This window comes from Citrobacter sp. Cpo032 (assembly GCF_030332975.1).
In the GTDB taxonomy this organism is placed as follows: Bacteria; Pseudomonadota; Gammaproteobacteria; order Enterobacterales; family Enterobacteriaceae; genus Citrobacter; species Citrobacter portucalensis.
Window position 1 is genome coordinate 1 of sequence record NZ_JAOWGU010000037.1, and the last position, 25,856, is coordinate 25,856.

Below are 25,856 nucleotides of genomic sequence, written 5' to 3' on the forward strand. Positions count from 1 at the left end.
ACCCTCACAGGTAATTTACCGGTTTGATGATAATCGCTACCTGGAGTTGATCGGTTATGATTGTGAAGGATATGTTGTTTACCATGACATAAAAAGAAAGATCCACAAATCAATTTATGGCAATCCAATCTATAGGGTATTCTCGGGTGAGTTTATCCATCCCTCAGAACAGTACATACTTGTGCCTGAGTGGGAGCCAGGGGCATATAAAATATCTAAAGATTACGGACAAACGTGGCAGGTCGCAAAATATATGGCCTCTTTCCCGGCGCTGGAGAGAAACTCAGATGGTATTATGCGCGACTATCCTGAAGGAAAAGAAATAAAAAGAGTGGTGGTGGTCAATAACCAGGCGTTTATTTCCACTGCACAAGGACATTTATATATGAGTTCATACCCTTTTGACGACCCGCGTCTGGCGCCGGGTGGTCCGGGTATAGATTATCAATACTTTGATGACACCTATTATCTCTACAGACCAGGCAAGCATAAATCCGGTGGCAAGTATGTGGACGGTCATACCAGTCCTGAGTTTCCAGGGCGCGCCTGGGGAACGGTGGTGTTTATGAAAGCATCTTTAGCCCATTTAACGGAAGGTTATAAGGCTAACTATCAAAACCTGCCGGACAAAGAGCCGGAGGTGGTGGGCTATAAGGGCTGGACCCGGATGCACTGCGATATGGATGCAGGGAAATAATATGAAAGGTGTAATCAGGCTAAACGATCCGCTGGAAAATGGCGGATATGTCAATAAAGCTTCTGGTAGCAAGTTTATGGGAATTCCTGTCGCTTTACAGGGGGATACTGTGGTTTGTATTCTGCACAAAGGTACCTTCCCAATACTTGATTTTGAGCCAACCTGGACAATGGACGGCAAAGGCGTCGTTGTGGATGGCTGTAGGGCCGCATGTGGTTGTGCAATTAAAACCACACTGCCAACGGCGGGGACAAGCAAATGAGGAAATGGAAGATACCAAGCAAGAATCCCTATGAAGAACCAGAAAAATTCCCGCTTAATATTATGCTGATCATTAGCTGTGCTATCTTTCTGTTTTTTATAACGTACAATATATTCAGCTGGTTGCAGGACAAGAAAGTCCCTGATGATCTGATATGGAATGCAATAGGTATCCCGTCGCTAATAGTGTTAGCAATCTGGTGTGTGGTGGTAATCACTTACGGTGTTATATCTTTTCCATGTTACTATGCGGGTTATCTTGAGAAGTATGGTATGAACCAGTGGAAAAACTGGGCAATACGGGCATTGCCTCTTTTAGACTATTCATCCATTCTCCCGGTGCCTGAACTGGCATTAAAAATTCAGAAACTAGAGGGTGAAGCGCCAGCAGGTTCTGCAACGCCGTTACGCATTGATATTGAAGTTGACTCAATGGATGACACCAGAGTTGATAAAGTACTAAGGCAGTTGATAGAGCCCCTCAAATGTTCTCTTGTCAGGGATTATCGGCCTTTTACTACCTGGCTGTACGTTAAGGGAGCGGATGACACTATCGGCAATAGTTTCAAGGCGGTGCTGGCAAGTCTGAGCATCCCCAAAGATAAGGTCGGAAAAATTAATATTCTTCACAAATGTCCTGATTATTTTTTAATAAATGAGTGGGTTGATTTAAATATTTCTGAAAATAACCTGATTATTACCGTTGAATTGCATGATGAAAATAATGCTGATTTTTTTGAAAGTGCTAACGCCTTTATTTTTACCAATACACAACTGCTTAAAGATAAAGACACACCTTTATATTTATTACGCATGATGGACAGTACCCCTTACTATCTTGATGAAATCGTAAGTACATATCTTTCTGCACAGCAAGTTGATGTTAGTAAAATTAAAAAACTATGGTTCAACTCACTGGATAAGCAGTCAAAATTCGTATTGTTTAGTGGGATAGAAAACGCAAAAACGAGCATTTTGGCCGATAGTCGATATGAACTGGAGGCCGTCACTGGGCGAAGCACAGAGGTTCAGCGCTGGGTTGTATTAGCGTTGGCTGCGGATGCTGCAAAATATGGTCAAGGCCATCAGTTATTCGCCAGTACATCCGCAGATACTATTCAATCCGGCATAATAGCTGCTAAATATCCAGGATCGTGTCCGGCACTTGATAAGCTGGATTTCCATGATTATTGGAGAGTCATAAAATTGTGCGCAATTATTTTATGGTGTATGGGATTTGTAAGTCTCGTACCACTGGAACTGTTCCAAAGTCACCCCTGGTATACGTTTACACCTTTAGTTATTGGTATTCCGGTTATTTACACGGCGGTTATGATTTTTTCTTTTATGTTGAGTCATAATATAGAGGAGGAAATGGATATTTATTACTCTCAGTTTTTATGAGGTAAGCGCCCTGACGGGCGCTCTTGCTTCTTTGACTCTCTTTGTGACAGGAGAGCATTAGTCGGTTCAGGATTTATTTAACTGTCCAACCCTTATAACTGCCGACGTTGTTTTTATCGATCATCGTCACCGGGATCAGCACGGGTTCTTTCGGAGCGGGTTTCCCCTGCAATATGTCATAGCCGATTTCGACCGCTTTGGCAGCCATCACCTGCGGATCTTGTGCCGGAGTCGCCACAAATAGTGAGTTTTCGCGCTTCAGCGCTTCTTCACCGTCCGGGGATCCATCTACGCCGACAATAAAGAATTCGCTACGCTGCGCCTGTTTTGCCGCCAGATCGGCACCGATCGCCGTCGGATCGTTAATGGCGAATACGCCGTCGATCTTCGGATTCGCCGCCAGCAGCGCGGTCATGATCTCCAGCCCGCCTTCACGACTGCCTTTGGCGTTTTGGTTATGCGACAGCACCTTGATGTCAGGGTGGCGTTTAAACTCAGTCTGGCAGCCTTCCACGCGGTTCTGGACGGCGGAAACTGGCGGCCCGTTGATGATGACGACGTTGCCTTTGCCTTTCAGGCGGTCGGTAATGTATTTACAGGCCATTTCACCTGCCTGGGTGTTATCGGAGGTAATGGTCGCGTCTGCGCCTTCCGCCGCCACGTCAACGGCAACCACCACGATCCCGGCGTCTTTCGCGCGTTTTACCGCCGGGCCGATGCCTTTGGAGTCGGCAGCGTTAAGGATAATCATGTCGACTTTGGCGGCAATAAAGTTGTCGATCTGCGACACCTGTTGCCCCAGATCGTAGCCGCTGGAAACCAGCGTTACTTTAACGCTATCACCTGCCAGCTTGCGTGCTTCCAGCTCCGCGCCTTTGGTGATCTGCACGAAGAACGGGTTGGCCAGATCGCCCACCGTAACGCCGATCGATTTCAGTTCTTTTGCCTGCACAAACGGAGCTGCAGCAAGCAGGGCGCCAGCACAGAGCGCGGTTACTAATGGCTTCAAACGCATACTCGTTTCCTCACGTAGGGTATTGTTGTTATACGCCTGATGGCGCTGCGCTTATCAGGCCTACGAATGAGCAGGCCAGTAAGCTTGTCTATGCACTTTGATGGTGTCGGGTACGGTATTTGTCGATCAGCACCGCTATGATGATCACCGCCCCTTTGATCACCAGTTGCCAGAAATAGGAGACGCCCATCAGCGTCATGCCGTTATTGAGCGTGGCGATTATCAACGCCCCCACCAGCGTGCCGGTGATGGTGCCGATCCCGCCAACAAAGCTGGTGCCGCCGAGGATCACCGCCGCGATGGCGTCCAGCTCGTAACCCATACCTAAGTTGCCGTTGGCGCTATACAGCCGCGAGGCGCTCATCACCCCGCCAAGACCTGAGAGCAAACCGCTCATGCCGTAGACGAACAGCAGCACCAGCCACACTTTGATCCCGGTTAAACGTGCGGCCTGCATATTGCCGCCGACCGCGTAGATATGAACGCCGAGCGTGGTGCGGCGCAGAATGAACCAGCACACCACCACCACCGCCAGCGCAATGACCACCAGCCACGGAACCGGGCCGAGATAGTTGTTACCGATCCACTCAAAGCTGATATTGGAGTTAATCACCGTTGTACCGTCGGCCAGCAGATAGGCCGCACCGCGCAGCGCCGTATAGGTTCCAAGCGTGACGATAAACGGCGGTAGTCCGGCAAAAGCGACCAGCGCGCCGTTAAACAATCCCAGCACCAGACCGAGCATCAGCGCCGCCGGAATCGATAGCATGGCAAGCTCAGGAATAAGAGAAACGACCATGGCTGCGACAGCGGTGGTACCGAGAATCGAGCCAACCGAGAGGTCGATCCCGCCGGTCAAAATAATGAAGGTCATGCCAGCCGCCAGCACGATGTTGATCGAGGCCTGACGGGTAATATTCAGCAGGTTACTTTCGGTAAAAAAGTTAGGCGCGATAAAGCCAAATACCGCCACAATCAGGATAAGAATCGGTAAGATGCCGACCGTTTGCATCAGATCGCTCATCAGCATTTTTTTTGCGGAGGCGGATTTCGCCACCTGCTGGGGAGTGGTTGGATTATTCATGGGGCACCGCCTGATGGTGGGAGTCGTTCACGCCGGTTGCCAGCGTCATAATATTTTCCTGGGTAATACTTTGTCCGTTCAGCTCGCCGGCAATGCTGCCTTCCCGCATGACGTACACGCGATCGCTCATACCGACGACTTCCGGCAGTTCGCTGGAGATCATCAGGATCGCTACGCCTTTGCGCGCCATATCGTTCATGATCCGGTAGATCTCGCTTTTGGCACCGACGTCCACGCCGCGCGTGGGTTCATCGAGGATCAAAATACGTGGGCCGATCGCGACCCAGCGTGAAATCAGCAGTTTTTGCTGATTACCGCCGGACAGCCCGCCCGCGCGTACCTGTGCGTGCGGCACGCGGATGTTGAGCAGCTTGATGGCGTCATCGGAAATAGCCTGCGCCTTTTTGCGATCGAGCATGCCCCAGTTGGCGTCACGCTCCAGCGTTGCCATGGTGATGTTTTCTGCCGCTGCCAGCTCTAAAAATAATCCCTGTTCTTTGCGGTTTTCCGTCAGAAAGCCAATGCCGTGGTCAATCGCCTCGCGGGGGGAGTGGATCACTACCGGTTCACCGTCTACTTCAATCATGCCGCCGATGGCTTTACGCACGCCAAAAATAAGCTGAGCCAGTTCAGAACGCCCGGCACCGACTAACCCGGCCAGGCCGACGATCTCCCCGGAGCGCACCAGCAAGCTGCACGGCTGGACTTTATGGCCGTCGGTCAGGTGATGAACATTGAGGCGTGCTTTACCTAAGGGAATGTCGCGCTCTTTGTTGAACAGATCGCTCAACGGACGGCCCACCATCATGCGTACCAGCTCCGAGGCGTTGAGCTTGTCGCGGGTCAGGCTGCCAACATATTGCCCGTCACGCAGGACGCTGACGCGGTCCGAAAGTTCGTACACTTCCGCCATGCGATGGCTGATGTAGATAATCGCCATCCCCTCATCGCGCAGGCGCATGATCAGTTCAAACAGGCGGTGGGTTTCACGTGAGGAGAGGGCGGCGGTGGGTTCATCCATTACCAGAATGCGGCTGTTACGGTGCAGGGCGCGGGCAATTTCCACCTGCTGCTGTTCGGCGATGGTCAACGTCATCACACGGTCGCTGGCCTTAAACTGGGCGCCGAGTCGGTCGATGACTTTCTGCGACTGCATCACCATCTCTTTACGCTGGACCAGCCCGCCGCGCGACAGCTCGCTGCCAAGAAAGATATTTTCCGCTACCGTCAGGTTCGGCGCGAGCTGCATCTCCTGATAAATCAGCGTGATGCCTGCGCTAAGCGCATCTTTAGGACCGCGAATATGGAACGGCTGACCGTCAATCAGGATCTCACCGCTGGTGGCGGTATAGGCGCCCGCGAGGATCTTCATCAGGGTGCTCTTCCCCGCGCCATTCTCGCCCATCAGGGCATGAATCTCGCCCGGCCAGACCGTTAAATCGACCCCTTTCAGCGCGTAAAATTTGCCAAACGCTTTAGCAATGTTGCGCATCTCCAGAACTGGTGTCCTGCTCATGGCGGATCTCCTGTGGGGTGGCCGATATCAGCAGTCCATCACAGGAATGTAAATGCAAAATGTCAGAAGCCGTTCATATTTGTCATATTGCGATTTTTCTTCACGGAGCGTGATATGCCGCAACCGGGACGTCACTTTTTCGCCAGTGCGCGCGGACGATTGCTGTTCTTCAATCTGCTGGTGGTGGCTGTCACGCTGATGGTGAGCGGCGTGGCGGTGCTGGGTTTTCAGCATGCCAGTCAGATTCAGGAGCAGGTGCAGCAGCAAACCGTTGACGACATGACCGGCAGCATGAACCTGGCGCGGGATACGGCGAATGTGGCGACAGCGGCGGTGCGGCTGTCGCAGGTGGTCGGGGCGCTGGAATACAAAGGGGAAGCGGAGCGGCTGCAGGAGACGCAAAGGGCGCTGAAGCAGTCGCTGGAACAACTGGCTACCGCGCCGCTGGCACAGCAAGATCCGGTGCTGGTCGAGCGTATTATCCAGCGCAGTAATGAACTACAAAGAAGCGTAGAAGGGATGTTGCAGCGCGGGCAGCGGCGACACCTGGAGCGTAACGCGTTGCTCAGTTCGCTGTATCAAAATCAAAGCTATTTACGTCATCTGCAAAAGTTGACCGGCGCGCAGGATGATGCGCTGCTGGGGCAGATGGACCGCTTAATTGTTGCTGCCATCGACACGCCCACGCCGCGTTCGGTGGTGAAACAACTGGATGCGGTGATGCCTGCGCTTCCCTTGCGCCATGCTAGTCCGCTGATTAGCGGTATCCTCAACGACTTCAACCAGGAGCTGCATAAGCTGGAGCCGCTCTCTTACGCGCTGGAGCAGAGCGATTTGGCCATCAACTGGTATATGTTTCATATCAAAGCGCTGGTGGCGATCCTCAACAGCGATATCAATCAGTATGCCTCGCAGGTGGCGCTGATCTCAGAGCAGCGGGTGGCGCAAAGCCATCAGGAACTGCAATCCGGCGCGTTGTTTATTTTAGTGTTTGCGCTGCTGGCGGTGGTGATCACCGGTTTTGCCGGGTGGTATATCTACCGTAATCTCGGTTCCAACCTGACGGCCATTTCACGGGCGATGACCCGGCTGGCGCACGGTGAATCAGACGTCAGCGTCCCGGCCCTGCAGCGTCGCGATGAGCTGGGCGAGCTGGCCCGCGCTTTTAGCGTCTTTGCCCGTAACACCGCGTCGCTGGAGCACACAACCCGACTGCTAAAAGAAAAAACCAGCCAGATGGAAATCGATCGCACCGAACGTCAGGGGCTGGAAGAAGCGCTGTTGCACAGCCAAAAGCTGAAGGCGGTGGGGCAACTGACGGGTGGATTAGCACATGATTTCAATAACCTGCTGGCGGTTATTATTGGCAGTCTGGATCTGGTGAATCCGGAGTCGCCCGATGCGCCACGGGTCAATCGGGCGCTAAAAGCCGCCGAGCGTGGGGCGTTGCTTACCCAGCGACTGCTGGCCTTTTCGCGCAAACAGTCGTTGCACCCTCATGCGGTGGAGCTGAAAACGCTGCTGGAAAATCTGGGCGAACTGATGCGCCACTCTCTTCCGGCCACGTTGACGCTGGAGATTGAAGCCCAGTCTCCCGCCTGGCCCGCGTGGATTGACGTCAGCCAACTGGAAAACGCTATTATCAATCTGGTGATGAACGCCCGTGACGCCATGGACGGGCAGGCGGGCACGATTAAAATCCGTACCTGGAATCAGCGGGTCACGCGCAGCGATGGGCGCAAGCAGGATATGGTGATGCTGGAGGTTGCCGACCAGGGGAGCGGGATGTCACAGGAGGTGAAAGCCCAGGTCTTCGAGCCGTTTTTCACCACCAAACAGACCGGTAGCGGCAGCGGACTGGGGCTGTCGATGGTTTACGGTTTTGTGCGCCAGTCCGGAGGTCGGGTGGAGATTGAAAGCGCTCCCGGGCAGGGAACGACGGTCAGGCTACAACTGCCTCGCGCCGTTGTGCCGGTGCAGGCTCAGGCAGAACCGGTGGCGGTACATGCGGCGAACAGCGGTGAAAAACTGGTGTTGGTGCTTGAAGATGAAGCCGATGTACGCCAGACGTTGTGCGAGCAGTTACACCTGCTGGGCTACCTGACGTTAGAGGCCGCCAACGGCGAACAGGCGATGCATATGCTGGCGGCTTCATCCGAGATTGATATTTTAATCAGCGACTTAATGCTACCAGGAGGGTTGAGCGGCGTGGATGTGGTGAATCATGCGCTGGCACATTATCCGCAGTTGTCCATCCTGCTGATTAGCGGTCAGGATTTACGTCCGGCGCATAACCCAGCGTTGCCGGATGTGGCGCTATTGCGTAAGCCTTTTACTCGGGGAGAGCTGGCGCAGGCGCTGCGGCATTCGCGTAATTGAGATTCCTCCGCTACCCGCGCAAATACGCTTTGATTACCGTGGGGCGAGTTTCTTGATGAGGCTGGTTTTATGCAACGCTCCGCGACATTCCTTCTTTTTAGTTTGCTAATGCTGACCACCGTATCGGCACAGGCGGATATTATCGATGACGCCATTGGTAATATTCAGCAGGCGATTAACGACGCATACAAACCGGACAACGGGCGGGATTATGATGACTCCCGTGATGAAAGCTGGCAGCGCCAGATGAGTGACGACCGGCGCAGGCAATATGACAATCGCCGCCGCCAGTTTGAAGATCGACGTCGCCAACTGGATGACCGCCAGCGCCAGCTCGATCAAGAACGGCGTCAGTTAGAAGACGAAGAACGCAGAATGGAAGAAGATTACGATCGTTAGCGGTAACGATTAAATTTATGGGTATTTTATCTTTCTGGCAGGGATTTACCTGCTCGCCCAACAGCTCACCATTTTATGTTAATGAATGCACTTGAGCACAGTGCATGCATGCACTACAATCTCTCTATGCTTATGGAAAAGGTGCTGGCAATGGAATGTCTAAATCATTAAATATCAGAAATTTTCGGGATACATGGCTTGAAGATTTTTTTGAACGGGCGACATCGCACAGAAAAATACCTGCGGATATTCACACTGCATTAGCCAGAAAGCTGGATATCATTAATGCGGCTGTTTCGCATCGGGATTTGCGCTCGCCACCCGGTAACAGATATGAAGAGTTAACCGGAAAATTACAGGAATATTCTTCAATCAGAGTAAACAAGCAGTACCGATTAATATTTAAATGGATTAATGGTAAGGCCGAAGATGTGTACTTAGATCCACACATCTATTAGAGAAAACGTAAGGTAACGATATGAAACAGGCATCCAGAAAACCAACGACTGTGGGTGATATCCTGCAATATGAATACCTGGAACCGCTTGATCTGAAAATCAACGATCTGGCTGAAATTCTGCATGTTCACCGCAATACAGTGAGCGCACTGGTCAACAATAATCGCAAATTAACAACGGATATGGCGTTTCGTTTGGCAAAAGCGTTCGATACCTCCGTTGATTTCTGGCGTAACCTACAGGCGGCGGTTGACCTGTGGGAAGTTGAAAATGACATGCGGGCGCAAGAAGAACTGAACCGGATTGTTTCAGTTAAAGATTTTATTGCGCAGCGAGATGTCGGCGCAAAAAAAGTCGCTTAATCATCTGTTTGTAGGCCGGATAAGATGTTTTCATCGCATCCGGCAAATTTCCTTACTCCAGCACAATCTCCATTCCGTCATATCCTGCCTCAAACCCTACTGGTAGCGGATGTTCCATCATCCACAGATCAAACTGATGGCTGATATGCGTCAGGATCACCCGTGGGCAGCGGATAACTTCGTTTAAGGCGATAACGGTGTTTAAATCACAATGATTGCGCGGTGGCTCGGCGCGCGGGGCATGGCTGCAGTCGATGATAATCACCTGAGGCTGGTTATTGTGGAGAAACTTCAACGTCTTGTCGGGAAGTACGGCGGTATCGGAGAGCCACGCCACGCGGCTATGTGCGGTCTCCAGCAGATAACCAAACGTCAGCTTTGAATGGTTGAGCGGTAGCGGCGTTACCTGCAATCCTTGCAGGTCGAACACCACGAACGGTGCCACGGTATGGCTAAAATCGAGGATGCCGGGATGCTTAAACAGATCGTCGCAACCCTGTTCATCCGGCGGACCGTACACCGGGATAGTCGCCCCCACACCCCAGCGCAACGGAAACAGCCCTTGCACATGATCCATATGATAGTGGGTCAGTAGAAACTGCTGGAAGCTGCCCGCCGGCCAGTCGTCCATCAGATGTGGGAGCCCCGCGTCCAGCAGCGTCACCGTATTATTGAACTTGACCACCCCGCTACAAGGGCGTCGACGGTATTGTGCCTGTAAGCGTGCTCGTTGGCAGGCCGCACAGTCGCAGCCATATGTCGGCACCAGCTGCGCGCCGCCCGTTCCCGTCAGCGTAATGGTCAGACCCATGGCTCCCCCTACAACGGTTTAGTGAAGCGAAAATGGCTCTGGGTATAGCCTTCGCGCTGATAAAAACGGTGAGCGTTAAGGCGTTGAGTGCTGGTGGAAAGCTCGGTCATCTCTGCACCCGCTTCGCGCGCGGTGGCTTCGGCCCAGGCCAGTAACTGACTGCCTACCGTTAATCCTCGCGCCTGCGGCATCACCACCAGTTCCTGTATTTCGCCAATCCAGTTAGCGTGGTGCAGATGAAACTGCAGGTGCAGACCGATCAAGCCGACGACCTGTCCGTCGAGCAGCGCCAGTTGGTAGTGCATATTGGGATCTTGCAGATTTGCGGCGTATCCGGCACTAAAGGCCTGCAGGTCGAATTGACCCTGTTTCAACTCACAGATGAGCGCATAAACCGCATCGGTATCGTATAGCGTTGCGCGGCGTAATTCACAGACAGACATGTTTCTTCTCCTTGCGTCCCATCAGTGTGAGTAGTGTATCGACAGACTGTAGCAAACTTCCATCGTTGTTCAGGACGTGGCAGTCATACGGGGCGTAGCGGGCTGCGCGCTCAAGACGGGCGGCGATTTCCGTTTCGCTCTCCCGTCCACGAGCCTGCAAGCGCTGGCGTAAAATCGCCGGAGAAACCTGTAAGCAAATGGGGAGTAAAGATGTGCCGTAACGGGCCTGCGCCTGGGGCAGATGCGCCCGTGAGCCGTTGACCACCACATCAAAACCGGCGTGTAGCCAGAGGTCAATCTCCACACCAACGCCGTAGTAGAAGCCATTGGCGTGCCAGCTCAGTGCCAGCAGGTTCTGCCCGGCGCGGGTAAAAAATTCTTGTTCGCTCAGCGCAATATGATTTTCATTCCCGGCGTTGGCGGCGCGGGTGATGTAACGGTGCGCCACCAGCAGTTGCGCCGGTTCCTGCTGGCGGAGTTCGGCCAGCAGACTGTCCTTACCGGAGCCGGATGGCCCCATCAGCCAGATCAGTTTACCCATAGTCAGAATACCCTTTTGCCCTGACGCCAGACGTGGTCGATATGGATGTTGCCGCCTTTGCGGTGTGCCAGCACCAGATCCGCGCGTTTGCCTTCGGCTACAACGCCACGATCGTCGAGATTTAATGCCCGCGCCGGATTGCGGGTCACCATGTGAATGGCCTGCGGCAGGGTAAAGCGGTTGGCGTCGTCATCCGCCACGCGAAATGCCGCGTCGAGCAGGCTGGCGGGGTAGTAATCGGAAGAAAGAATATCCAGTAGCCCCAGCTCAGCCAGCTTATGCGCCGCCACATTGCCGGAATGAGATCCTCCGCGCACGATGTTCGGCGCGCCCATCAGCACGTTCATACCATGCTGGCGCGAGGCTTCAGCCGCTTCGAAGGTGGTGGGAAATTCGGCGATCACGCTGCCAAGCTGGTGCGATTCCAGCACATGATCATGGGTGGCATCATCATGGCTCGCCAGCGCAATCTGGCGCTCACGACACATCTGGGCAATCGCCGCGCGATTGGGCTGTGACCAACGCGCCGCCAGCGCTAACTGTTCTTCTTCATAGCGGGCCATCTGCTCGTCGGTGAGCGAATACTTGCCTTGATAATACTCGCGGTACTTCTCGCGATTGGCGAACTGACGCTGGCCTGGCGAGTGATCCATCAGCGACACCAGCGTTACCGGCTCGCGGCTGACCAGTTTTTCAAACAGCGGCAGGGTAGTGTGATGCGGCAGCTCACAGCGCAGGTGCAGGCGATGCTCGGCGCGATTGACCCCGCGCTTTTGCGTCTCTTCGACTGCATTGATCATCTTCTCCAGATTTTCCAGACGGTCGCCGCCGTCGCGTACATCGCCAATTGCCACCGCGTCCAGCACGGTGGTAATGCCGCTGGCGACCATTAGCGCGTCGTGACTGCTCATCGCCGAGTGGGCAGGCCAGTCTACCTTCGGGCGCGGGGTGAAAAATTTGTCGAGATTATCGGTATGCAGCTCGATAAGCCCTGGTAACAACCAGCCGCCTTCGCCGTCCAGCGCCTCAGGTAGGCTGCTCGGACTTTCTGCAAAGGTGCGAATGACCCCGCCCTCGATTTCCAGCGATCCTTGCACCACTTCATCTTCCAGTACCAGCTTTACATTATTGATAATCATGCTGTTGTTCCCATCAGATGCAGACGATCCGCTACGCGGTCGCGCACGGTTTGATCGTGAAAAATGCCGACAATGGCTGCGCCGCGGGCTTTCGCTTCTTCAATCAATGCAACGACGGCGGCGCTGTTTTTGGCGTCCAGCGAGGCGGTAGGCTCATCGAGCAGCAGAATTGGGTAATCGACGATAAACCCGCGGGCGATGTTGACGCGCTGCTGTTCGCCGCCGGAAAAGGTCGACGGCGCCAGGTGCCACAATCGCTCCGGCACGTTCAGGCGGGTAAGCAGGTTAGCTGCTTTGGCTGCACACTCCTCACGGGAGACCCCCAGATCCAGCAGCGGTTGCATCACCACGTCCAGCGCGGAAATCCTCGGGATCACGCGCAGGAACTGGCTCACCCAGCCGATGGTTGAACGGCGAACCTCCAGTACTTTGCGCGCCGGGGCCTGCACCAGATCGACCCATTCATCGCTGTGGCGGATGTGGATGTGTCCTTCATCCGGCAGGTAGTTGGCGTACAGCGAACGCAGCAATGTGGATTTGCCGCTGCCCGAGTGACCGTGCAGCACCACGCATTCGCCGCTTTTAACGTCCAGAGTGGCGTTTTGCAACACCGGCAGACGCACACCGTTTTGCTGATGCAGGACAAAGGTTTTACTGACATTTTCAACGCGGATCGCGTTCATTTTTAGCCTCTTTAGACATTTTTGCGTTCAATTGCCTGATGGCGCTTCGCTTATCAGGCCTACAACCAATGCCGCTCCGTAGGCCGGATAAGGCGCAGCCGCCATCCGGCACAAGCGATGCCGCCCCGTAGGCCGGATAAGGCATAGCCGCCATCCGGCACAAGCGATGCCACTCCGTAGGCCGGATAAGGCATAGCCACCATCCGGCACAAGCGATGCCGCTCCGTAGGCCGGATAAGACGTAGCCGCCATCCGGCACAAGCGATGCCGCTCCGTAGGCCGGATAAGGCGTAGCCGCCATCCGGCACAAGCGATGCCACTCCGTAGGCCGGATAAGGCATAGCCACCATCCGGCAGAAGCGATACCGCTCCGTAGGCTGGATAAGGCGCAGCCGCCATCCGGCACAAGCGATACCGCTCCGTAGGCCGGATAAGGCGCAGCCGCCATCCGGCACAAGCGATGCCGCTCCGTAGGCCGGATAAGGCATAGCCGCCATCCGGCACAAGCGATACCGCTCCGTAGGTCGGATAAGGCATAGCCGCCATCCGGCACAAGCGATGCCGCTCCGTAGGCCGGATAAGGCGCAGCCGCCATCCGGCACAACAAAAAATCAGTTCTGCAACACCGACGACACCAGAAGCTGGGTATACGGATGATGCGGATCGTCGAGCACGCGGTCGGTTAACCCACTTTCCACCACCTGACCTTGCTTCATCACCAGCAAACGGTCGGCCAACAGGCGCGCGACGCCCAAATCGTGGGTGACAATCACTACCGCCAGATCCAGTTCCACCACCAGGCCGCGCAGCAGGTCCAGCAGTTTGGCCTGTACGGAAACGTCCAGCCCGCCGGTAGGTTCGTCCATAAACACCAGTTTGGGATGGGTGACGAGGTTGCGGGCAATCTGCAGGCGTTGCTGCATGCCGCCAGAAAAGGTGGTGGGCAGATCGTCGATACGCGAGGCAGGGATCTCCACCTCCTCCAGCCAACGCTGCGCGGTGGCGCGAATGTCGCCATAGTGGCGCGCGCCGGTGGCCATCAGGCGTTCGCCGATGTTGCCGCCTGCGGAAACCTGACGGCGCAGGCCATCCAGCGGATGCTGATGCACCACGCCCCACTCGGTGCGCAGCAGACGGCGGCGGTCGGCTTCGTTCATGTCGTACAACGAACGGTTCTGATACAAAATTTCACCGTTCTGTGGCGTCAGACGTGAAGAGATTGATTTCAGCAGCGTGGTTTTGCCGGAACCGGACTCGCCGACGATGCCCAGCACTTCGCCTGGCCACAGGTCAAAAGAGACATCGCTGAAGCCTTTGCCCGGCGCGTAGAGATGGGTCAGGTTGTTGACTGAAAGCAGCGGTTGCGTCATTTGCTGAGGGCCTCGCTCTGTTGGCGGCAGTAGTCGGTGTCGGAGCAGACAAACATGCGTTTGCCGGTGTCATCGAGCACCACTTCATCGAGATAGCTGTGGGTTGAGCCGCAGATGGCGCAAGGCTCATCCCAGCTCTGCACGGTAAACGGGTGATCGTCGAAATCGAGGCTTTCCACGCGGGTGTAAGGTGGAACGGCATAGATACGCTTTTCGCGGCCAGCGCCAAACAGTTGCAGGGCCGGCATCATGTCCATCTTTGGATTGTCGAATTTCGGGATGGGCGACGGGTCCATGACGTAGCGGTCATTGACCTTCACCGGATAGGCGTAAGTGGTGGCGATATGGCCGAAGCGGGCGATATCTTCATACAGTTTCACCTGCATGATGCCGTACTCTTCCAGCGCGTGCATGGTGCGAGTTTCCGTTTCACGCGGTTCGATAAAGCGCAGCGGCTCAGGGATCGGTACCTGGAAGATGATTATCTGATCTTCCACCAGCGGCGTTTCCGGGATGCGGTGGCGGGTCTGGATCAGCGTCGCATCTTCCGTACGCTCAGTGGTATTCACCCCGGTCACACGCTTGAAGAAATTACGAATCGACACGGCGTTAGTGGTGTCGTCTGCGCCCTGGTCAATCACCTTCAGTACGTCCGGCTCGCCAATCACGCTGGCGGTAAGCTGAATACCGCCGGTTCCCCAGCCGTAGGGCATCGGCATTTCACGTCCGCCAAACGGGACCTGGTAACCGGGGATTGCCACCGCTTTCAGAATTGCGCGGCGGATCATGCGTTTGGTCTGCTCATCAAGATAGGCAAAGTTGTAGCCGGAGAGGTTAGTGGTCACGGGTGGCCTCCTGTTGCAGGCGTTTGAGCAGTTCCAATTCGGCCTGGAAATCGACGTAATGGGGAAGTTTGAGGTGTGAAACAAAACCCGCCGCCTCGACGTTATCCGCATGCGCCAGCACGAACTCTTCGTCCTGCGCCGGTCCTGTGACCGTTTCATCGTATTCGGCTGCCTGTAGGGCGCGGTCCACCAGCGCCATCGCCATCGCTTTACGTTCGCTCATACCGAACACCAGCCCGTAGCCGCGGGTAAAATGGGGAGATTCGTTTTCTGGTGCGACAAACCCGTTCACCATTTCGCATTCGGTCATCAGCAGTTCGCCGACGTTCACCGCAAATCCCAGCTCTTCCGGTACGGTTTCCAGTGCCACATAGCCGCTGCGGATTTCGGCGGCAAACGGGTGGTTGCGCCCGTAGCCGCGCTGGGTGGAGTAGGCCAGCGCCAGCAGATAGCCCTCATCACCGCGCATCAGCTGTTGCAGACGTGAAGCACGTGAGCAGGGGTAAACCGGCGGTGTGCGGGTGATGTCGTCGGGTGCGTCGCCATTGTCTTCTTCGCGTTTTGCCAGCCCCTGCTTTGCCAGCAGGGAAAAGACGTGCGGGGAGGCATCCTGCGTGCTATCCGCGCTGCGCAGAGGCGGCGTTTCGCCATTGGCCAGCAAGGTAAAATCCAGCAGGCGATGGGTGTAGTCATAGGTTGGACCCAACAGTTGCCCGCCGGGAATATCTTTGTAGACCGCCGAGATTCGGCGCTCAAGGCGCATTTCTGCGCTGTTAACCGGTTCACTGACCGCCACTTTTGCCAGCGTAGTGCGGTAGGCGCGGAGCAAGAAGATGGCTTCGACGTTATCGCCGCTGGCCTGCTTCAGCGCCAGTGCCGCCAGTTCGCGGTCGGCGATGCCGCCTTCGGTCATCACCCGGTCAACGGCCAGGTTCATCTGCTGTTCGATTTGCGCCACGCTCAGTTCAGCAATGGTTTCATCGCCCCGGCGTCGGTTTTCCTGTAGGGCGTGGGCGTTGGCTATCGCCTTTTCGCCCCCTTTGACGGCGACGTACATCAGCACACCTCCACATGGGTGGTTCGCGGAATAGCCAGCAGGCGTTCGCCGCAGGTGAGGATCAAATCGACCCCCAGTGGGAACGGGTGCGGGCGTTCGGTGAGTTCGTGAATCAGGCATTCCGGCAGCTGTGGCGCGATCATGCGCTCTTCGGCGATGCCCGCGCCGGTCAGACGCAGCATGCGTCCGCCGCTTAAGCCAGAGACCTGCACAATCAGCGTGGCGCTGGTCTCTGGCGCGACGGCTGAACCGGCGGAGAGGGCGTTAAGCTGTTCGCTGCTGATGCGCTCGTCGGCGACGGCAAAGGCCGCCAGCTGCGGCTGATCCACCAGCGGCGCGTTGGTATGAAAACGCAGGTTCTGGCGGGCAATATCGTTATCCATCGACGGTGCCAGCCAGACCGGCGTGTCGCCATCGACCAGGGTCAGCAGCACGCTGGTGGTCGCCAGACCCAGCGGCTGCCAGCCGTGTTTCAGTTGATGCAGGGCGACGATTACGCCCGGCTCGCTCATGGCTTTCAGCAGGCGACGAAAGCTCTGCTGAGCATCCTGAACGGGTAAATTAAAAGCGGTCAGAAGTGCTGTAGATCGTGTCATGCGTTATCTCCGCGTACCAGCGTGAAGAAGTCGACCCGGCTGGCGTTGACTTCGGCACGGCGTGCGTTAATCAGCGCATCGCGTTCCGCTTCCAGCGGGGCAATTAAGGTTTCCATTAGGTTCTGGAAATGCGTTTGTTCCTGCAGCAGTGCGTCAATCACCGCGCACTGCTCGGCATGTTGTTTATTGCGTCCCAGCAGGTAGCTGTAACCCAGCGTGCCGCTCTTCAGGCGTACCACTGCGCGGGTAAGCGTGGTGTCGCCAGCAAAGAAGCGGTTGCCGGTACCGCCCATACGGGCCTGGATCTGCATCAGTCCGCTTTCCGGAGCGCGGATAAGTTCATAGTCCGGCGTTAGTTTGAGCGCGGTGATGCGGGCGTTCAGGGCATCGGCATTGCTGTAAGCCAGCGCGCGCATCCAGCGCTGGCGGGTGGCGGTATCGAAATGCATTCAGTGCTCCATAGTGAATTCGATCATGTCGGCGCGGGTCAGGCTGACGGAGTATTCCGCCGCGTGTTCTTCGCCTTCACGGTGGTTCAGGGTGCGCACGCACAGCAGCGGCGCCATATTGGGGATTTCCAGTACCTTGCTCTCTTTGGCCTGCGCGCGGCGGGCGCTGATGCGCGTTTGCGTGCGTAGCAGCGTCAGACCGGACTGTTCGCGCAGGTAGTCATGCAGTGAACCGCTGTTGAAGCCTTGCAGCAGCGGCCACAGCGAGAGGTCGGAAAAATAGTGGTCGATCTGGCACAGTGCGATGCCGTTAACCCGGCGCAGGGTGCGCAGGTGAATCACGTTATCGCCCTCGTTTATGCTGAGCGCATCGGCAATGTGGCTGGAGGCCGGACGCAGCACCGCCAGCAGTTTTTCGCTGGTGGGATGGCTGCCCTGGTCCAGCAGATTCTGACTAAAGCGCGCCTGGGCATTAAGCGGGTAATCGAACGGGCGCATCAGCACCAGCACGCCGACGCCCTGCCGACGCTGAACCCAACCGCGTTCAACCAACTGGTCAATGGCGCGGCGCAGGGTGTGGCGGTTTACCTCGTAGCGCGCGGCAAGCTGATGCTCGGCGGGCAGATAGTCACCGCAGCGATAATGTTGACGTAGCTCCTGCTCAAGTCTCGCGGCAATTTCCTGATAACGCGTTGGATAACTGGTCGGATGTGTAGACAAGTGCATAGCAATCAATGCCTCGCTAATCAGATAAAGTGCTTACGCAAACGCTGGGAAAGGAAATCCAACAGGCTGACGGTGACGATGATTAACACCATCAGGGCGCAGGTTTGCTGGAACTGAAAGCCGCGAATCGCTTCCCATAAGGTCACGCCAATACCGCCTGCACCCACCATTCCGACCACCGTGGCCGAGCGAACGTTGGATTCAAAGCGATACAGCGAGTAAGAGATAAGCAGCGGCATGACCTGTGGCAGAACGCCGTACAGAATCTCTTCAATTTTGTTGGCACCGGTGGCGCGAATGCCTTCTACCGGACCTGGCTCAATAGCTTCTACCGCTTCGGAAAGCAGCTTGGAGAGCACCCCGGTAGTGTGGATAAACAGCGCCATCACCCCGGCGAATGGGCCTAACCCGACGGCGACCACGAACAGCATGGCGAAGACCATTTCATTGATGGCGCGGCAGGCGTCCATCAGGCGACGCATCGGCTGGTAAATCCACCACGGCACGAGGTTATCGGCGCACATCAGGCCGAAGGGAATTGATAGCACAACGGCAAGGGCAGTCCCCCAGACGGCAATTTGCAGGGTGACGGCCATTTCACCGAGATAGTCCTGCCACTGGCTGAAGTCCGGCGGGAAGAAGTCGGCGGCGAAGGTCGCCATATTGCCGGAATCCTGGATCAGCGTGAGCGGGGCCATTTCGGCACCTTTCCACGAGACCACCAGCACGGCGAGAAGAATGGCCCAGCTCAGCAGCGAGAACCAGCTACGTTTGGGCGGGGCGACGGTGATGGTTTGCATGTTTAGCTCCTGGGTGTCGATGTTTCGGGTCTGTTGTAGGCCGGATAAGGTGCTGGCACCGCCATCCGGCATGGAATCCCTTGCATTGCCTGATGGCGCTGCGCTTATCAGGCCTACAATTTGGTCACCAGGTTTACTGCACCGCTTTGGTGACGCTGGTCATAGCGCCCAGTGCGGCGGTCAGACGGTCAAGGTCATCGAGCTGCGCTTTCAATGCCGAGGTTTTGCTGGTTTTCTCTTCCTCGTTCAGCCCTTTGTTGTCCTTCACACCCTGCATCTCTTTAAACAGTGCCAGCTGGCGAATCGGCACCAGTTGCAGATCGCTGGAGGCGCGGAACGGTGCCCATCCCAGGCGTTCCAGTACGGTTTTTTGTTCCGGCGTTTTGCCGTAATTCATAAAGAAGTCGTACACCTTGTCCTTGGTGGTTTCTGAGAGGTTTTTACGCCAGACGATCGGATCGCCCGGGATCAGCGGCGACTTCCAGATCACCTTCAGTTCTTTCAGTTTTTCCGGCGCGGAAGTTTTCAGCTTGTCGAGGTTTTCGGTGTTGTTGGTGGCGACATCGACCTGCTTGTTGGCGACGGCCAGCGCGTTGGTTTCGTGTCCGGCGTTAACGGTGCGTTTGAAGTCGCTGGCGGAGATGTTGTTTTTGGCGAAGACGTAGTAACCGGGGACGAGGAAGCCTGACGTTGAGTTGGGATCGCCGTTGCCGAAGGTCAGATCCTTACGTTTGGCGATCAGATCGTTCAGGTTATTGATCGGACTGTCTTTGTTAACGATCAACACGCTCCAGTAACCTGGGGATCCGTCGGCGGCGACGGTCTGGGCAAACACTTGCCCATTAGCGCGATCCACCGCTTCCATTGCCGAGAGGTTGCCGTACCAGGCGATATCAACTTTGTTAAAGCGCATTCCCTGGATGATCCCGGCGTAGTCCGGGGCGAAGAAGGCGTTCACTTTCACGCCCAGTGATTTTTCCATGTCCTTCAGGAACGGTTCCCACTGCGGTTTCAGGTTTTGCTGTGATTCGGTCGAAATAATGCCAAAGTTCAGCGCTTTTTCCTGTTCTTCGGCATGGGCCGGGGTGAGCAGTGTGCTGAGACTAAACATGCTGGTGAAAGCCAGCGCGGCAACGGTCTTATAGCTCATTTCCATTCCTCATTGTGGGGATGTCAGGCAGCCTGCGCGTTCTGTTCGACGCGGTTCATGCTGCGGTAGAGATGGTCAAAACGATCGTTATCAAAATGCTGGCTGCTGCCATCAAAGAAGACGTTGCCCTGGCGCAGCGCGACGATGCGTTCGCAGTAGCGCAGGGCGTAATCCACCTGATGCAGCGTGACGACCACGGTGATGCCGTCGGTCTGGTTTATCTCGCGTAGGGTGTCCATCACGATCCGTGCGGATTCCGGGTCCAGCGAAGCAATCGGCTCGTCGGCGAGGATCACTTTGGCCTGCTGCATCAGTGCGCGGGCGATTGCGACACGCTGCTGTTGCCCACCCGAAAGTGTGGAAACGCGCTGGTATGCAAAGTGCGCCATGCCCACGCGGGTCAGCGCCTGTAATGCACGCTGTTTTTGTTCCTGGCTAAACCAGCTAAAACAGGTACGCCAGAACGGCGTGCTGCCGAGCGCGCCAATCAGGACGTTCTCCAGCACTGTCAGGCGGTTCACCAGATTGAACTGCTGGAAGATGTAGCCGGTGTGGGCGCGGCTTTTGCGGATATCGCGCGCCAGGCGGCCTTCATGTTGAACGGTGCGGCCCAGCAGCTCGACGCGGCTGCCGGGGGATTTATCACCGGTGATCAAACCGCTTAAATGACGTAAAAGGGTGGATTTGCCGGAGCCAGACGGCCCAAGCAGAGCCACCATCTCACCGGAACAGATGTTCAGATCAACCGCATTGAGCGCCTGATGTTGATTGAAGGACTTGGAGAGTTTCTCGACGCGAATAATCGTTTGCATGATGCGGCCTCCCTAAAAAAGTGGCCCCATCGTGGCGGATTAATGTGACGTTTTCGTTAAGGGATGGTTACTCGACGATGAAGAGTTGAGCGCTATTTGATGACAGTACGGGAGGGCTGGCCTCCCGTTGGATTACTCTGTAGGGGGTTGCTGTTGTTTGACGACGTTGATCATCCACGGCACGCCATACTGGTCGCTCACTTTACCGAAACCGTGGGCCCAGAAGGTTTCCTGCCAGTCCATTTCGATTTTTCCGTTTGCTGCCAGGTTATCAAACCAGCGTTTGCCTTCATCGACGTTTTGCGTGTCGAGCACCAGCGTGAAGCCAGAGTAGTGAGCATTTCCGTCCGGGGCGCTATCGCTCATCATGATGTCACTGCCCGCAACGCGCAGGTTGGCGTGGGCGATGGCGGTGTCGGGGAATTTCATGCCTGAAGGGCAACCATCTTCGCTTTCCTGCGCCGATTTGGGCATTTCACCGAAGTTGATTTTGTAGAGTAGCTCAGCGCCTAACGTTTTTTGATAGTAGGCGATAGCGTCAGCGCAGTTGCCTGCAAAGGAGATATAGGGACTTAACGGCATAATCTTTACCTCAGGTAAAAGAAGCCAATTAAGTGTAGTTAGCGTCTGCAAAAATAAACCAGGCGGGAAGTATGAGCTTCCCGCCTGGCAGATGAGCTGGTGTTGACCTGATTAGCGTCGCGCTATCAGGCAATTTGCATCAGTTCTTTTTCACAAACTCAGATTTCAGCTTCATTGGGCCAAAGCCATCGATTTTGCAATCGATGTTGTGGTCACCTTCAACCAGACGAATGTTTTTCACTTTGGTACCAATCTTCAGCATGGAAGAGCTACCTTTTACCTTCAGGTCTTTCACGACGGTCACGCTGTCGCCGTCAGCCAGCAGGTTGCCGTTGGCATCTTTAACGATCAGTTCGTCGCTGTCCTGCGCCGGTTCAGCATCGTTCCATTCGTGAGCGCATTCCGGGCAGATGAACATGCCGTTATCTTCGTAAGTGTATTCGGAGTTGCATTGCGGGCAGTGTGGTAATGACATGTGGATTTCCTCAAAAGTCAGCAGGGGCAAATGCGCCCAAAAAATGGCAGATTGCCGAAAAAGGCCGCAATTATACATAAAATCCCTGCATTTGTCGGGACTACTGCGCGATTACGCAAAATGATCTGCTGTAAAGACCCTCTGCTTTCACCTCAATGAAAGTATGGCGGAATATTTTTTAAGGGAAATTGCTACGCTTAGATATTTAAGATAAGGTGAGGCGAAATATCTGATATTCATAGGTATCATTGCTTAGAAATGCCTAAGTCATTGTGATTGAATATCATTGAACCCCTTAAATTTAGTAGGGGGATTCCGCTGGCATTTTTTAAAACTGAACTACGCTGTCTATCTTTCTTACTTATTTTCATAAGTGAGAGGCATCGGGCCAGCGGTTATACACCAAATTTATTTTAATAATATCAATTGGTTGTTTTGATTTTAATTATTTCTATACGTAATTATAAAAGCCAAAAAATCTATAAATAAAACGATTGGGCTAAATAAAAGTAATGCTATTTGCGTTAAGGAAAAATTTTCCATGCACACACAGACAATTTATGAATTAAGTCAGGAAGCGGAACGCTTGCTGATGCTCTCGCTTGAACATCTCAGGCAATTGCAAAAATTGCCCGTGACCTCGTTGGATGATGTCGCGCTAAAACAAGGAGAGCATAGCAGTCAGGTTGTTCAGCCCCTGCATTTCAGCGCGCGTGGCATGGATGTCCAGCAAGCAACGCTCAATAATGAGCTGCGCAAGATTACGCGTCTGGAAATGGTACTGGCGATTGTTGGCACGATGAAAGCGGGAAAATCGACGACGATTAACGCGATTGTGGGGACAGAGGTGTTACCTAATCGTAATCGCCCCATGACGGCGTTACCAACGCTAATACGCCATACGCCGGGGCAGAAAGAGCCGGTGCTGCATTTTTCACATGTCGCGCCGATCGATGCCTTAATGAAGGTTTTGCAGCAGCGCGTGCGCGAGTGCGATCGCCTGCGTCTTACGCAGACCCTGGAAATTGACAAGGATATGAATGTCCTGCTGCAACATATTGAAAATGGTGTGGCATTTGAACGGTATTATCTTGGCGCACAGCCTATTTTCCATTGCCTTAAAAGCCTGAACGACCTGGTGCGCCTGTCAAAAGCATTGGACGTTGATTTTCCTTTTGCCGCCTATGCCGCGATTGAGCATATTCCGGTTATTGAAGTTGAGTTTGTCCATTTGGCCGGACAGGCAAGCTACCCAGGGCAATTAACGCTGCTGGATACGCCGGGGCCGAACGAGGCAGGACAACCGCACTTACAAAAAATGCTCAATGAACAGCTGGTGCGGGCCTCTGCGGTGCTGGCGGTGTTGGATTACACCCAACTGAAATCGATTTCCGATGAGGAAGTGCGTCAGGCGATTATGGCGGTCGGCAAGTCAGTACCGCTGTATGCGCTGGTGAACAAGTTCGATCAGAAAGACCGCAACAGTGATGATGAAGAACAGGTGCGGGCGTTGATTTCCGGCACGTTGATGCAAGGCGGAATTGCCCCTGAAAGAATTTATCCGGTCTCCTCAATGTGGGGCTATCTGGCGAACAGGGCACGTCATGAGCTGACGACGCGCGGGCGACTGCCGGATCATCAGGAGCAACGTTGGGTGCAGGATTTTGCCGAAGCGGCGCTTGGCAGACGCTGGCGCACCACCGATCTTGACGATACGGAACACATCCGCCATGCCGCCGACCTGTTGTGGGAAGACTCGCTGTTTGAACAGCCGATCCAGAAAGTGATCCACGCCGCTTATGCTAATGCTTCGTTGTATGCGCTTCGCTCTGCGTCACATAAGTTATTGAACTATGCACAAAGCGTGCACGAATATCTGGAATTTCGCGCCCACGGGTTAACGGTCGCCTATGACAAACTGCGGCTGAACATCACGCATATTGAAGAGGATATGCAGCAGTTAGAAGTGAGCCAGGGGCGGGTGAGCGATGAAGTCAGCCATGAAGTAGAACTGGCGCTGGAGGCTGCCGCTGCCTATCTCAGTGAGCAACAGACTGAGATTCTTTGCGGTATCAATACGTTCTTTGTCAAAGATAACGTCCTGATGATGTCACAACACGGTCTGGGGAATGCTGTGAATACGGCAGAAATGGCCGGAGAGATGTTGGTGCTGCATGATGAAGGGCAGGCGAAAATTGTGTTAGATAAAATTCGCTCATCCTGTGAGGGGGTATTGCTGGCGGCGCAGGAAAGCATCAGCCGGGACTTAGCCCTGCGTTTTGAACAGCTTGAGTCGACTCTCTCCCGGGCGCTAAATGACGCGATGCGGCCAATTGAGCAAAGGGTGAAAGAGGAGCTAAACCACGCCGGTTTTCGTGCGCGGATCCGTTTTCCAGCGTTCCATACGGCGATGTTTAATTTCAATACCCGCCAATTGTTTAACGAGGCCATTGAGCAGGATATTCCGGCAGAAAATGCGCCGTCTACTGGCGGTGTGGTGCGTGACACTTTCTCTCGTTGGCTAAATCAACCCAACTGGGGATGGAATGATTACGTCGAAACAAAAACGCGTTATCTCATTGATATGGGCGCATTGCATAAAAACCTTGTGCAGTACGTCTCCCAGTTTTGCCAACAAATTCGTAAAGCTTTAGCTGCTCAGGTCGATATCTCCGTTACGGCTGGCATGGCCACATTTTTTGCTGATTTCTCTCTGTGCCTGGCGCAATTGCAGGCGAGTCTGAGTGAGAGCCTGACGCTACGCCAACAAAATGAATCGGCGGTGAATGCAATGAATGAGCAATTGCAGCAGCGCATTACGATTGCGGCATGGCTTTATGAAGATTCCCGATTGCTGCGTGACGATATCAATACCCTTTTTGCAACCGAGCACACATGACTAACGTTTTACTGGAAGGCCCCGGGAGGACGCTGGAGTGTGTCTACCCGAAGTTTATGGTCGATCTGGTTCAGGGAGATGAAACCAAACGTTCCGGCGGTTTTCTGCAACAGCAGAAGCGGCTGCGTGCGCGTCTGACGCAGGAAGTGTTATCCCAAACGCAACTGCGTGCGTGGGTGATGGCGGGAGTGTCCAGCGAGCATCTGGTGATGCGCCTTAAGCTGGTGGAGAAGCTGGCAGGCATGATTGACCCGGGTCATCTGGCGCTAGTACGGATCGCCGAAGGGCTGATGTTTTTGCAACAAACAGAACACCCGCGTGGGCTTTCAACCCCCGGTCTTTTACAGCAAATAAATTCACTGACTGACTGGTTTACCCAACGCGCGGCGTATAAAGAGAAGGCGCTGACCCAGCGCGGCCTCACGGTTCAGGCGGGCGAGCATAGCGAACAAATTTTTACCCGCTGGCGGGCTGGCGCGTATGACGGCTGGTCGTTACCAGGACGCTGTTTTGTCGCGCTGGAGGAGCTACGTTGGGGAGCTTTTGGTGATGCCTGCCGGTTAGCGAATGCCGATGTGGTGTTAATGCTAAAAGATAACCTGCGAACCATGGCGGCTCAGGCATTGGCGGACAGCGTGAATGCAGCGCCCGCTACGCGTCATTATTATCATCATTGGCTCAGCACGCCAGCTGTCGGCGGATCGGGCGAGTATAACGATATGCTGAGCTGGCTGGGGAGCTGGTGCGATGCGCAACGTCATCCGGTAAGCTGGTCGGTGACGCAGCGTTGGCAAAATGTGGCGCTGGGAATGCCGCGATTGTGTTCGGCAAAGCGGCTGGTCGATGCGATGGTTGAGGAGATTTTTGCACCGACCCTGCTCGTCAATTGAGCAGGGCTGGTGA

The 25,856-nt window shown here is 54.7% G+C and carries 29 protein-coding genes; 9 read left to right on the forward strand and 20 right to left on the reverse strand.

The window, feature by feature from the left end; translation table 11 throughout:
* The 3 genes from OGY33_RS08675 to OGY33_RS08685 form a co-directional block, all read left to right on the forward strand.
* Positions 1-697: T6SS immunity protein Tli3 family protein (locus OGY33_RS08675; RefSeq protein WP_286571482.1), on the forward strand; the 697-nt coding region annotated here is incomplete at its 5' end.
* A gap of 1 nt (position 698) precedes the next feature.
* A complete protein-coding gene (locus OGY33_RS08680) occupies positions 699-959 on the forward strand; it encodes a PAAR domain-containing protein (protein ID WP_003826683.1) in 261 nt (86 codons plus the stop codon).
* Positions 956-2,362: a KPHS_23130 family T6SS system protein gene (locus OGY33_RS08685; RefSeq protein ID WP_191238929.1), complete on the forward strand. Its 1,407-nt coding sequence runs from the start codon at positions 956-958 to the stop codon at positions 2,360-2,362. The genes OGY33_RS08680 and OGY33_RS08685 overlap by 4 nt, the downstream gene beginning before the upstream one ends.
* 73 nt (positions 2,363-2,435) lie before the next feature.
* On the opposite strand, the gene OGY33_RS08690 is transcribed toward OGY33_RS08685, so the two are convergent.
* The 3 genes from OGY33_RS08690 to OGY33_RS08700 form a co-directional block, all read right to left on the reverse strand.
* Positions 2,436-3,377 carry an ABC transporter substrate-binding protein gene (locus OGY33_RS08690; RefSeq protein ID WP_003826688.1) on the reverse strand — a complete coding sequence of 314 codons (942 nt, stop codon included), beginning with the start codon at positions 3,375-3,377 and terminating at the stop codon, positions 2,436-2,438.
* Positions 3,378-3,465: 88 nt separating this feature from the next.
* Positions 3,466-4,461 carry an ABC transporter permease subunit gene (locus tag OGY33_RS08695; protein ID WP_008786947.1) on the reverse strand — a complete coding sequence of 332 codons (996 nt, stop codon included), beginning with the start codon at positions 4,459-4,461 and terminating at the stop codon, positions 3,466-3,468.
* Complete coding sequence (locus OGY33_RS08700) at positions 4,454-5,977, reverse strand: sugar ABC transporter ATP-binding protein (protein ID WP_003844755.1); 1,524 nt, start codon at positions 5,975-5,977, stop codon at positions 4,454-4,456. Before OGY33_RS08700 ends, OGY33_RS08695 begins: the two co-directional genes overlap by 8 nt.
* A 114-nt stretch (positions 5,978-6,091) precedes the next feature.
* Between OGY33_RS08700 and OGY33_RS08705 the strand changes: the two genes are divergently transcribed.
* The 4 genes from OGY33_RS08705 to OGY33_RS08720 all read left to right on the forward strand — a co-directional run bounded on the left by OGY33_RS08705 (position 6,092) and on the right by OGY33_RS08720 (position 9,575).
* Positions 6,092-8,356 (forward strand): hybrid sensor histidine kinase/response regulator, encoded by a 2,265-nt coding sequence (locus OGY33_RS08705; RefSeq protein ID WP_191238928.1) that lies wholly within the window; start codon positions 6,092-6,094, stop codon positions 8,354-8,356.
* Between the two features lie 69 nt (positions 8,357-8,425).
* Positions 8,426-8,755, forward strand: a complete 330-nt coding sequence (gene yjdP / locus OGY33_RS08710; RefSeq protein WP_003031807.1) for a DDRRRQL repeat protein YjdP — start codon at positions 8,426-8,428, stop codon at positions 8,753-8,755.
* Between the two features lie 155 nt (positions 8,756-8,910).
* Entirely contained in the window at positions 8,911-9,213 is a 303-nt protein-coding gene (locus tag OGY33_RS08715; protein WP_032942116.1) for a type II toxin-antitoxin system RelE/ParE family toxin, read from the forward strand.
* A gap of 20 nt (positions 9,214-9,233) precedes the next feature.
* Entirely contained in the window at positions 9,234-9,575 is a 342-nt protein-coding gene (locus OGY33_RS08720; RefSeq protein WP_008786950.1) for a HigA family addiction module antitoxin, read from the forward strand.
* Between the two features lie 52 nt (positions 9,576-9,627).
* Here OGY33_RS08720 and phnP read toward each other — a convergent pair whose 3' ends face one another.
* From phnP to OGY33_RS08805, 17 genes are all read right to left on the reverse strand, one after another.
* A complete protein-coding gene (gene phnP / locus OGY33_RS08725; protein WP_191238927.1) occupies positions 9,628-10,386 on the reverse strand; it encodes a phosphonate metabolism protein PhnP in 759 nt (252 codons plus the stop codon).
* 8 nt (positions 10,387-10,394) lie between these two features.
* Positions 10,395-10,829: an aminoalkylphosphonate N-acetyltransferase gene (gene phnO / locus OGY33_RS08730; protein ID WP_048215113.1), complete on the reverse strand. Its 435-nt coding sequence runs from the start codon at positions 10,827-10,829 to the stop codon at positions 10,395-10,397.
* Positions 10,816-11,370 carry a ribose 1,5-bisphosphokinase gene (gene phnN, locus OGY33_RS08735; RefSeq protein ID WP_008786953.1) on the reverse strand — a complete coding sequence of 185 codons (555 nt, stop codon included), beginning with the start codon at positions 11,368-11,370 and terminating at the stop codon, positions 10,816-10,818. The genes phnO and phnN overlap by 14 nt, the downstream gene beginning before the upstream one ends.
* Positions 11,371-11,372: 2 nt before the next feature.
* Positions 11,373-12,509, reverse strand: coding sequence for an alpha-D-ribose 1-methylphosphonate 5-triphosphate diphosphatase (phnM, locus tag OGY33_RS08740; protein WP_103015272.1), 1,137 nt, complete (start codon positions 12,507-12,509; stop codon positions 11,373-11,375).
* Positions 12,506-13,192 carry a phosphonate C-P lyase system protein PhnL gene (phnL, locus tag OGY33_RS08745; protein WP_003826708.1) on the reverse strand — a complete coding sequence of 229 codons (687 nt, stop codon included), beginning with the start codon at positions 13,190-13,192 and terminating at the stop codon, positions 12,506-12,508. Before phnL ends, phnM begins: the two co-directional genes overlap by 4 nt.
* Positions 13,173-13,787 (reverse strand): hypothetical protein, encoded by a 615-nt coding sequence (locus tag OGY33_RS08750; RefSeq protein WP_191238926.1) that lies wholly within the window; start codon positions 13,785-13,787, stop codon positions 13,173-13,175. Before OGY33_RS08750 ends, phnL begins: the two co-directional genes overlap by 20 nt.
* Positions 13,788-13,803: 16 nt before the next feature.
* Complete coding sequence (gene phnK, locus OGY33_RS08755; protein ID WP_038636380.1) at positions 13,804-14,562, reverse strand: phosphonate C-P lyase system protein PhnK; 759 nt, start codon at positions 14,560-14,562, stop codon at positions 13,804-13,806.
* Complete coding sequence (gene phnJ, locus OGY33_RS08760) at positions 14,559-15,350, reverse strand: alpha-D-ribose 1-methylphosphonate 5-phosphate C-P-lyase PhnJ (protein WP_049259807.1); 792 nt, start codon at positions 15,348-15,350, stop codon at positions 14,559-14,561. The genes phnK and phnJ overlap by 4 nt, the downstream gene beginning before the upstream one ends.
* Before the next feature lie 46 nt (positions 15,351-15,396).
* Positions 15,397-16,464 (reverse strand): carbon-phosphorus lyase complex subunit, encoded by a 1,068-nt coding sequence (locus OGY33_RS08765; protein WP_191238925.1) that lies wholly within the window; start codon positions 16,462-16,464, stop codon positions 15,397-15,399.
* Positions 16,464-17,060 carry a phosphonate C-P lyase system protein PhnH gene (gene phnH / locus OGY33_RS08770; protein WP_008786957.1) on the reverse strand — a complete coding sequence of 199 codons (597 nt, stop codon included), beginning with the start codon at positions 17,058-17,060 and terminating at the stop codon, positions 16,464-16,466. Before phnH ends, OGY33_RS08765 begins: the two co-directional genes overlap by 1 nt.
* Positions 17,057-17,509: a phosphonate C-P lyase system protein PhnG gene (gene phnG, locus OGY33_RS08775; protein ID WP_008786958.1), complete on the reverse strand. Its 453-nt coding sequence runs from the start codon at positions 17,507-17,509 to the stop codon at positions 17,057-17,059. The genes phnH and phnG overlap by 4 nt, the downstream gene beginning before the upstream one ends.
* The gene (phnF, locus tag OGY33_RS08780; RefSeq protein WP_020996086.1) at positions 17,510-18,235 is read right to left on the reverse strand and encodes a phosphonate metabolism transcriptional regulator PhnF; all 726 of its coding nucleotides are present in this window, start codon (positions 18,233-18,235) and stop codon (positions 17,510-17,512) included.
* 20 nt (positions 18,236-18,255) lie between these two features.
* A complete protein-coding gene (phnE, locus tag OGY33_RS08785; RefSeq protein WP_016155398.1) occupies positions 18,256-19,035 on the reverse strand; it encodes a phosphonate ABC transporter, permease protein PhnE in 780 nt (259 codons plus the stop codon).
* 133 nt (positions 19,036-19,168) lie between these two features.
* The gene (gene phnD / locus OGY33_RS08790; RefSeq protein ID WP_008786961.1) at positions 19,169-20,185 is read right to left on the reverse strand and encodes a phosphonate ABC transporter substrate-binding protein; all 1,017 of its coding nucleotides are present in this window, start codon (positions 20,183-20,185) and stop codon (positions 19,169-19,171) included.
* 23 nt (positions 20,186-20,208) lie between these two features.
* Positions 20,209-20,997 (reverse strand): phosphonate ABC transporter ATP-binding protein, encoded by a 789-nt coding sequence (gene phnC / locus OGY33_RS08795; RefSeq protein WP_048215106.1) that lies wholly within the window; start codon positions 20,995-20,997, stop codon positions 20,209-20,211.
* 132 nt (positions 20,998-21,129) lie between these two features.
* A complete protein-coding gene (gene yjdN, locus OGY33_RS08800) occupies positions 21,130-21,579 on the reverse strand; it encodes a VOC family metalloprotein YjdN (protein ID WP_048215105.1) in 450 nt (149 codons plus the stop codon).
* A 139-nt stretch (positions 21,580-21,718) separates the two neighbouring features.
* Positions 21,719-22,054, reverse strand: coding sequence for a zinc ribbon domain-containing protein YjdM (locus OGY33_RS08805; RefSeq protein WP_003031835.1), 336 nt, complete (start codon positions 22,052-22,054; stop codon positions 21,719-21,721).
* A gap of 541 nt (positions 22,055-22,595) precedes the next feature.
* Here OGY33_RS08805 and crfC point away from each other — a divergent pair.
* Together crfC and OGY33_RS08815 are read left to right on the forward strand one after the other, a co-directional pair.
* On the forward strand, positions 22,596-24,953 hold the full coding sequence (crfC, locus tag OGY33_RS08810; RefSeq protein WP_103015276.1) for a clamp-binding protein CrfC: 2,358 nt from the start codon (positions 22,596-22,598) through the stop codon (positions 24,951-24,953).
* On the forward strand, positions 24,950-25,843 hold the full coding sequence (locus tag OGY33_RS08815) for a diguanylate cyclase regulator RdcB family protein (RefSeq protein WP_048227455.1): 894 nt from the start codon (positions 24,950-24,952) through the stop codon (positions 25,841-25,843). The genes crfC and OGY33_RS08815 overlap by 4 nt, the downstream gene beginning before the upstream one ends.
* The last annotated feature ends 13 nt before the right edge of the window (positions 25,844-25,856 follow it).

Excerpts from the sequence above, each read along its gene's own strand:
- phnF (WP_020996086.1), bottom strand. The coding sequence starts at position 18,235 with ATGCACTTGTCTACACATCCGACCAGTTATCCAACGCGTTATCAGGAA.
- OGY33_RS08705 (WP_191238928.1), top strand. The coding sequence starts at position 6,092 with ATGCCGCAACCGGGACGTCACTTTTTCGCCAGTGCGCGCGGACGATTG.
- OGY33_RS08750 (WP_191238926.1), bottom strand. The coding sequence starts at position 13,787 with ATGGCGGCTGCGCCTTATCCGGCCTACGGAGCGGCATCGCTTGTGCCG.
- phnK (WP_038636380.1), bottom strand. The coding sequence starts at position 14,562 with ATGACGCAACCGCTGCTTTCAGTCAACAACCTGACCCATCTCTACGCG.
- OGY33_RS08805 (WP_003031835.1), bottom strand. The coding sequence starts at position 22,054 with ATGTCATTACCACACTGCCCGCAATGCAACTCCGAATACACTTACGAA.
- phnE (WP_016155398.1), bottom strand. The coding sequence starts at position 19,035 with ATGCAAACCATCACCGTCGCCCCGCCCAAACGTAGCTGGTTCTCGCTG.
- OGY33_RS08720 (WP_008786950.1), top strand. The coding sequence starts at position 9,234 with ATGAAACAGGCATCCAGAAAACCAACGACTGTGGGTGATATCCTGCAA.
- phnG (WP_008786958.1), bottom strand. The coding sequence starts at position 17,509 with ATGCATTTCGATACCGCCACCCGCCAGCGCTGGATGCGCGCGCTGGCT.
- OGY33_RS08695 (WP_008786947.1), bottom strand. The coding sequence starts at position 4,461 with ATGAATAATCCAACCACTCCCCAGCAGGTGGCGAAATCCGCCTCCGCA.
- OGY33_RS08685 (WP_191238929.1), top strand. The coding sequence starts at position 956 with ATGAGGAAATGGAAGATACCAAGCAAGAATCCCTATGAAGAACCAGAA.
- phnH (WP_008786957.1), bottom strand. The coding sequence starts at position 17,060 with ATGACACGATCTACAGCACTTCTGACCGCTTTTAATTTACCCGTTCAG.
- phnO (WP_048215113.1), bottom strand. The coding sequence starts at position 10,829 with ATGTCTGTCTGTGAATTACGCCGCGCAACGCTATACGATACCGATGCG.
- phnP (WP_191238927.1), bottom strand. The coding sequence starts at position 10,386 with ATGGGTCTGACCATTACGCTGACGGGAACGGGCGGCGCGCAGCTGGTG.
- crfC (WP_103015276.1), top strand. The coding sequence starts at position 22,596 with ATGCACACACAGACAATTTATGAATTAAGTCAGGAAGCGGAACGCTTG.
- phnN (WP_008786953.1), bottom strand. The coding sequence starts at position 11,370 with ATGGGTAAACTGATCTGGCTGATGGGGCCATCCGGCTCCGGTAAGGAC.
- phnL (WP_003826708.1), bottom strand. The coding sequence starts at position 13,192 with ATGAACGCGATCCGCGTTGAAAATGTCAGTAAAACCTTTGTCCTGCAT.
- OGY33_RS08680 (WP_003826683.1), top strand. The coding sequence starts at position 699 with ATGAAAGGTGTAATCAGGCTAAACGATCCGCTGGAAAATGGCGGATAT.
- phnC (WP_048215106.1), bottom strand. The coding sequence starts at position 20,997 with ATGCAAACGATTATTCGCGTCGAGAAACTCTCCAAGTCCTTCAATCAA.
- yjdN (WP_048215105.1), bottom strand. The coding sequence starts at position 21,579 with ATGCCGTTAAGTCCCTATATCTCCTTTGCAGGCAACTGCGCTGACGCT.
- OGY33_RS08690 (WP_003826688.1), bottom strand. The coding sequence starts at position 3,377 with ATGCGTTTGAAGCCATTAGTAACCGCGCTCTGTGCTGGCGCCCTGCTT.
- OGY33_RS08715 (WP_032942116.1), top strand. The coding sequence starts at position 8,911 with ATGTCTAAATCATTAAATATCAGAAATTTTCGGGATACATGGCTTGAA.
- OGY33_RS08815 (WP_048227455.1), top strand. The coding sequence starts at position 24,950 with ATGACTAACGTTTTACTGGAAGGCCCCGGGAGGACGCTGGAGTGTGTC.
- phnD (WP_008786961.1), bottom strand. The coding sequence starts at position 20,185 with ATGAGCTATAAGACCGTTGCCGCGCTGGCTTTCACCAGCATGTTTAGT.
- OGY33_RS08700 (WP_003844755.1), bottom strand. The coding sequence starts at position 5,977 with ATGAGCAGGACACCAGTTCTGGAGATGCGCAACATTGCTAAAGCGTTT.
- phnJ (WP_049259807.1), bottom strand. The coding sequence starts at position 15,350 with ATGATCCGCCGCGCAATTCTGAAAGCGGTGGCAATCCCCGGTTACCAG.
- phnM (WP_103015272.1), bottom strand. The coding sequence starts at position 12,509 with ATGATTATCAATAATGTAAAGCTGGTACTGGAAGATGAAGTGGTGCAA.
- OGY33_RS08765 (WP_191238925.1), bottom strand. The coding sequence starts at position 16,464 with ATGTACGTCGCCGTCAAAGGGGGCGAAAAGGCGATAGCCAACGCCCAC.
- yjdP (WP_003031807.1), top strand. The coding sequence starts at position 8,426 with ATGCAACGCTCCGCGACATTCCTTCTTTTTAGTTTGCTAATGCTGACC.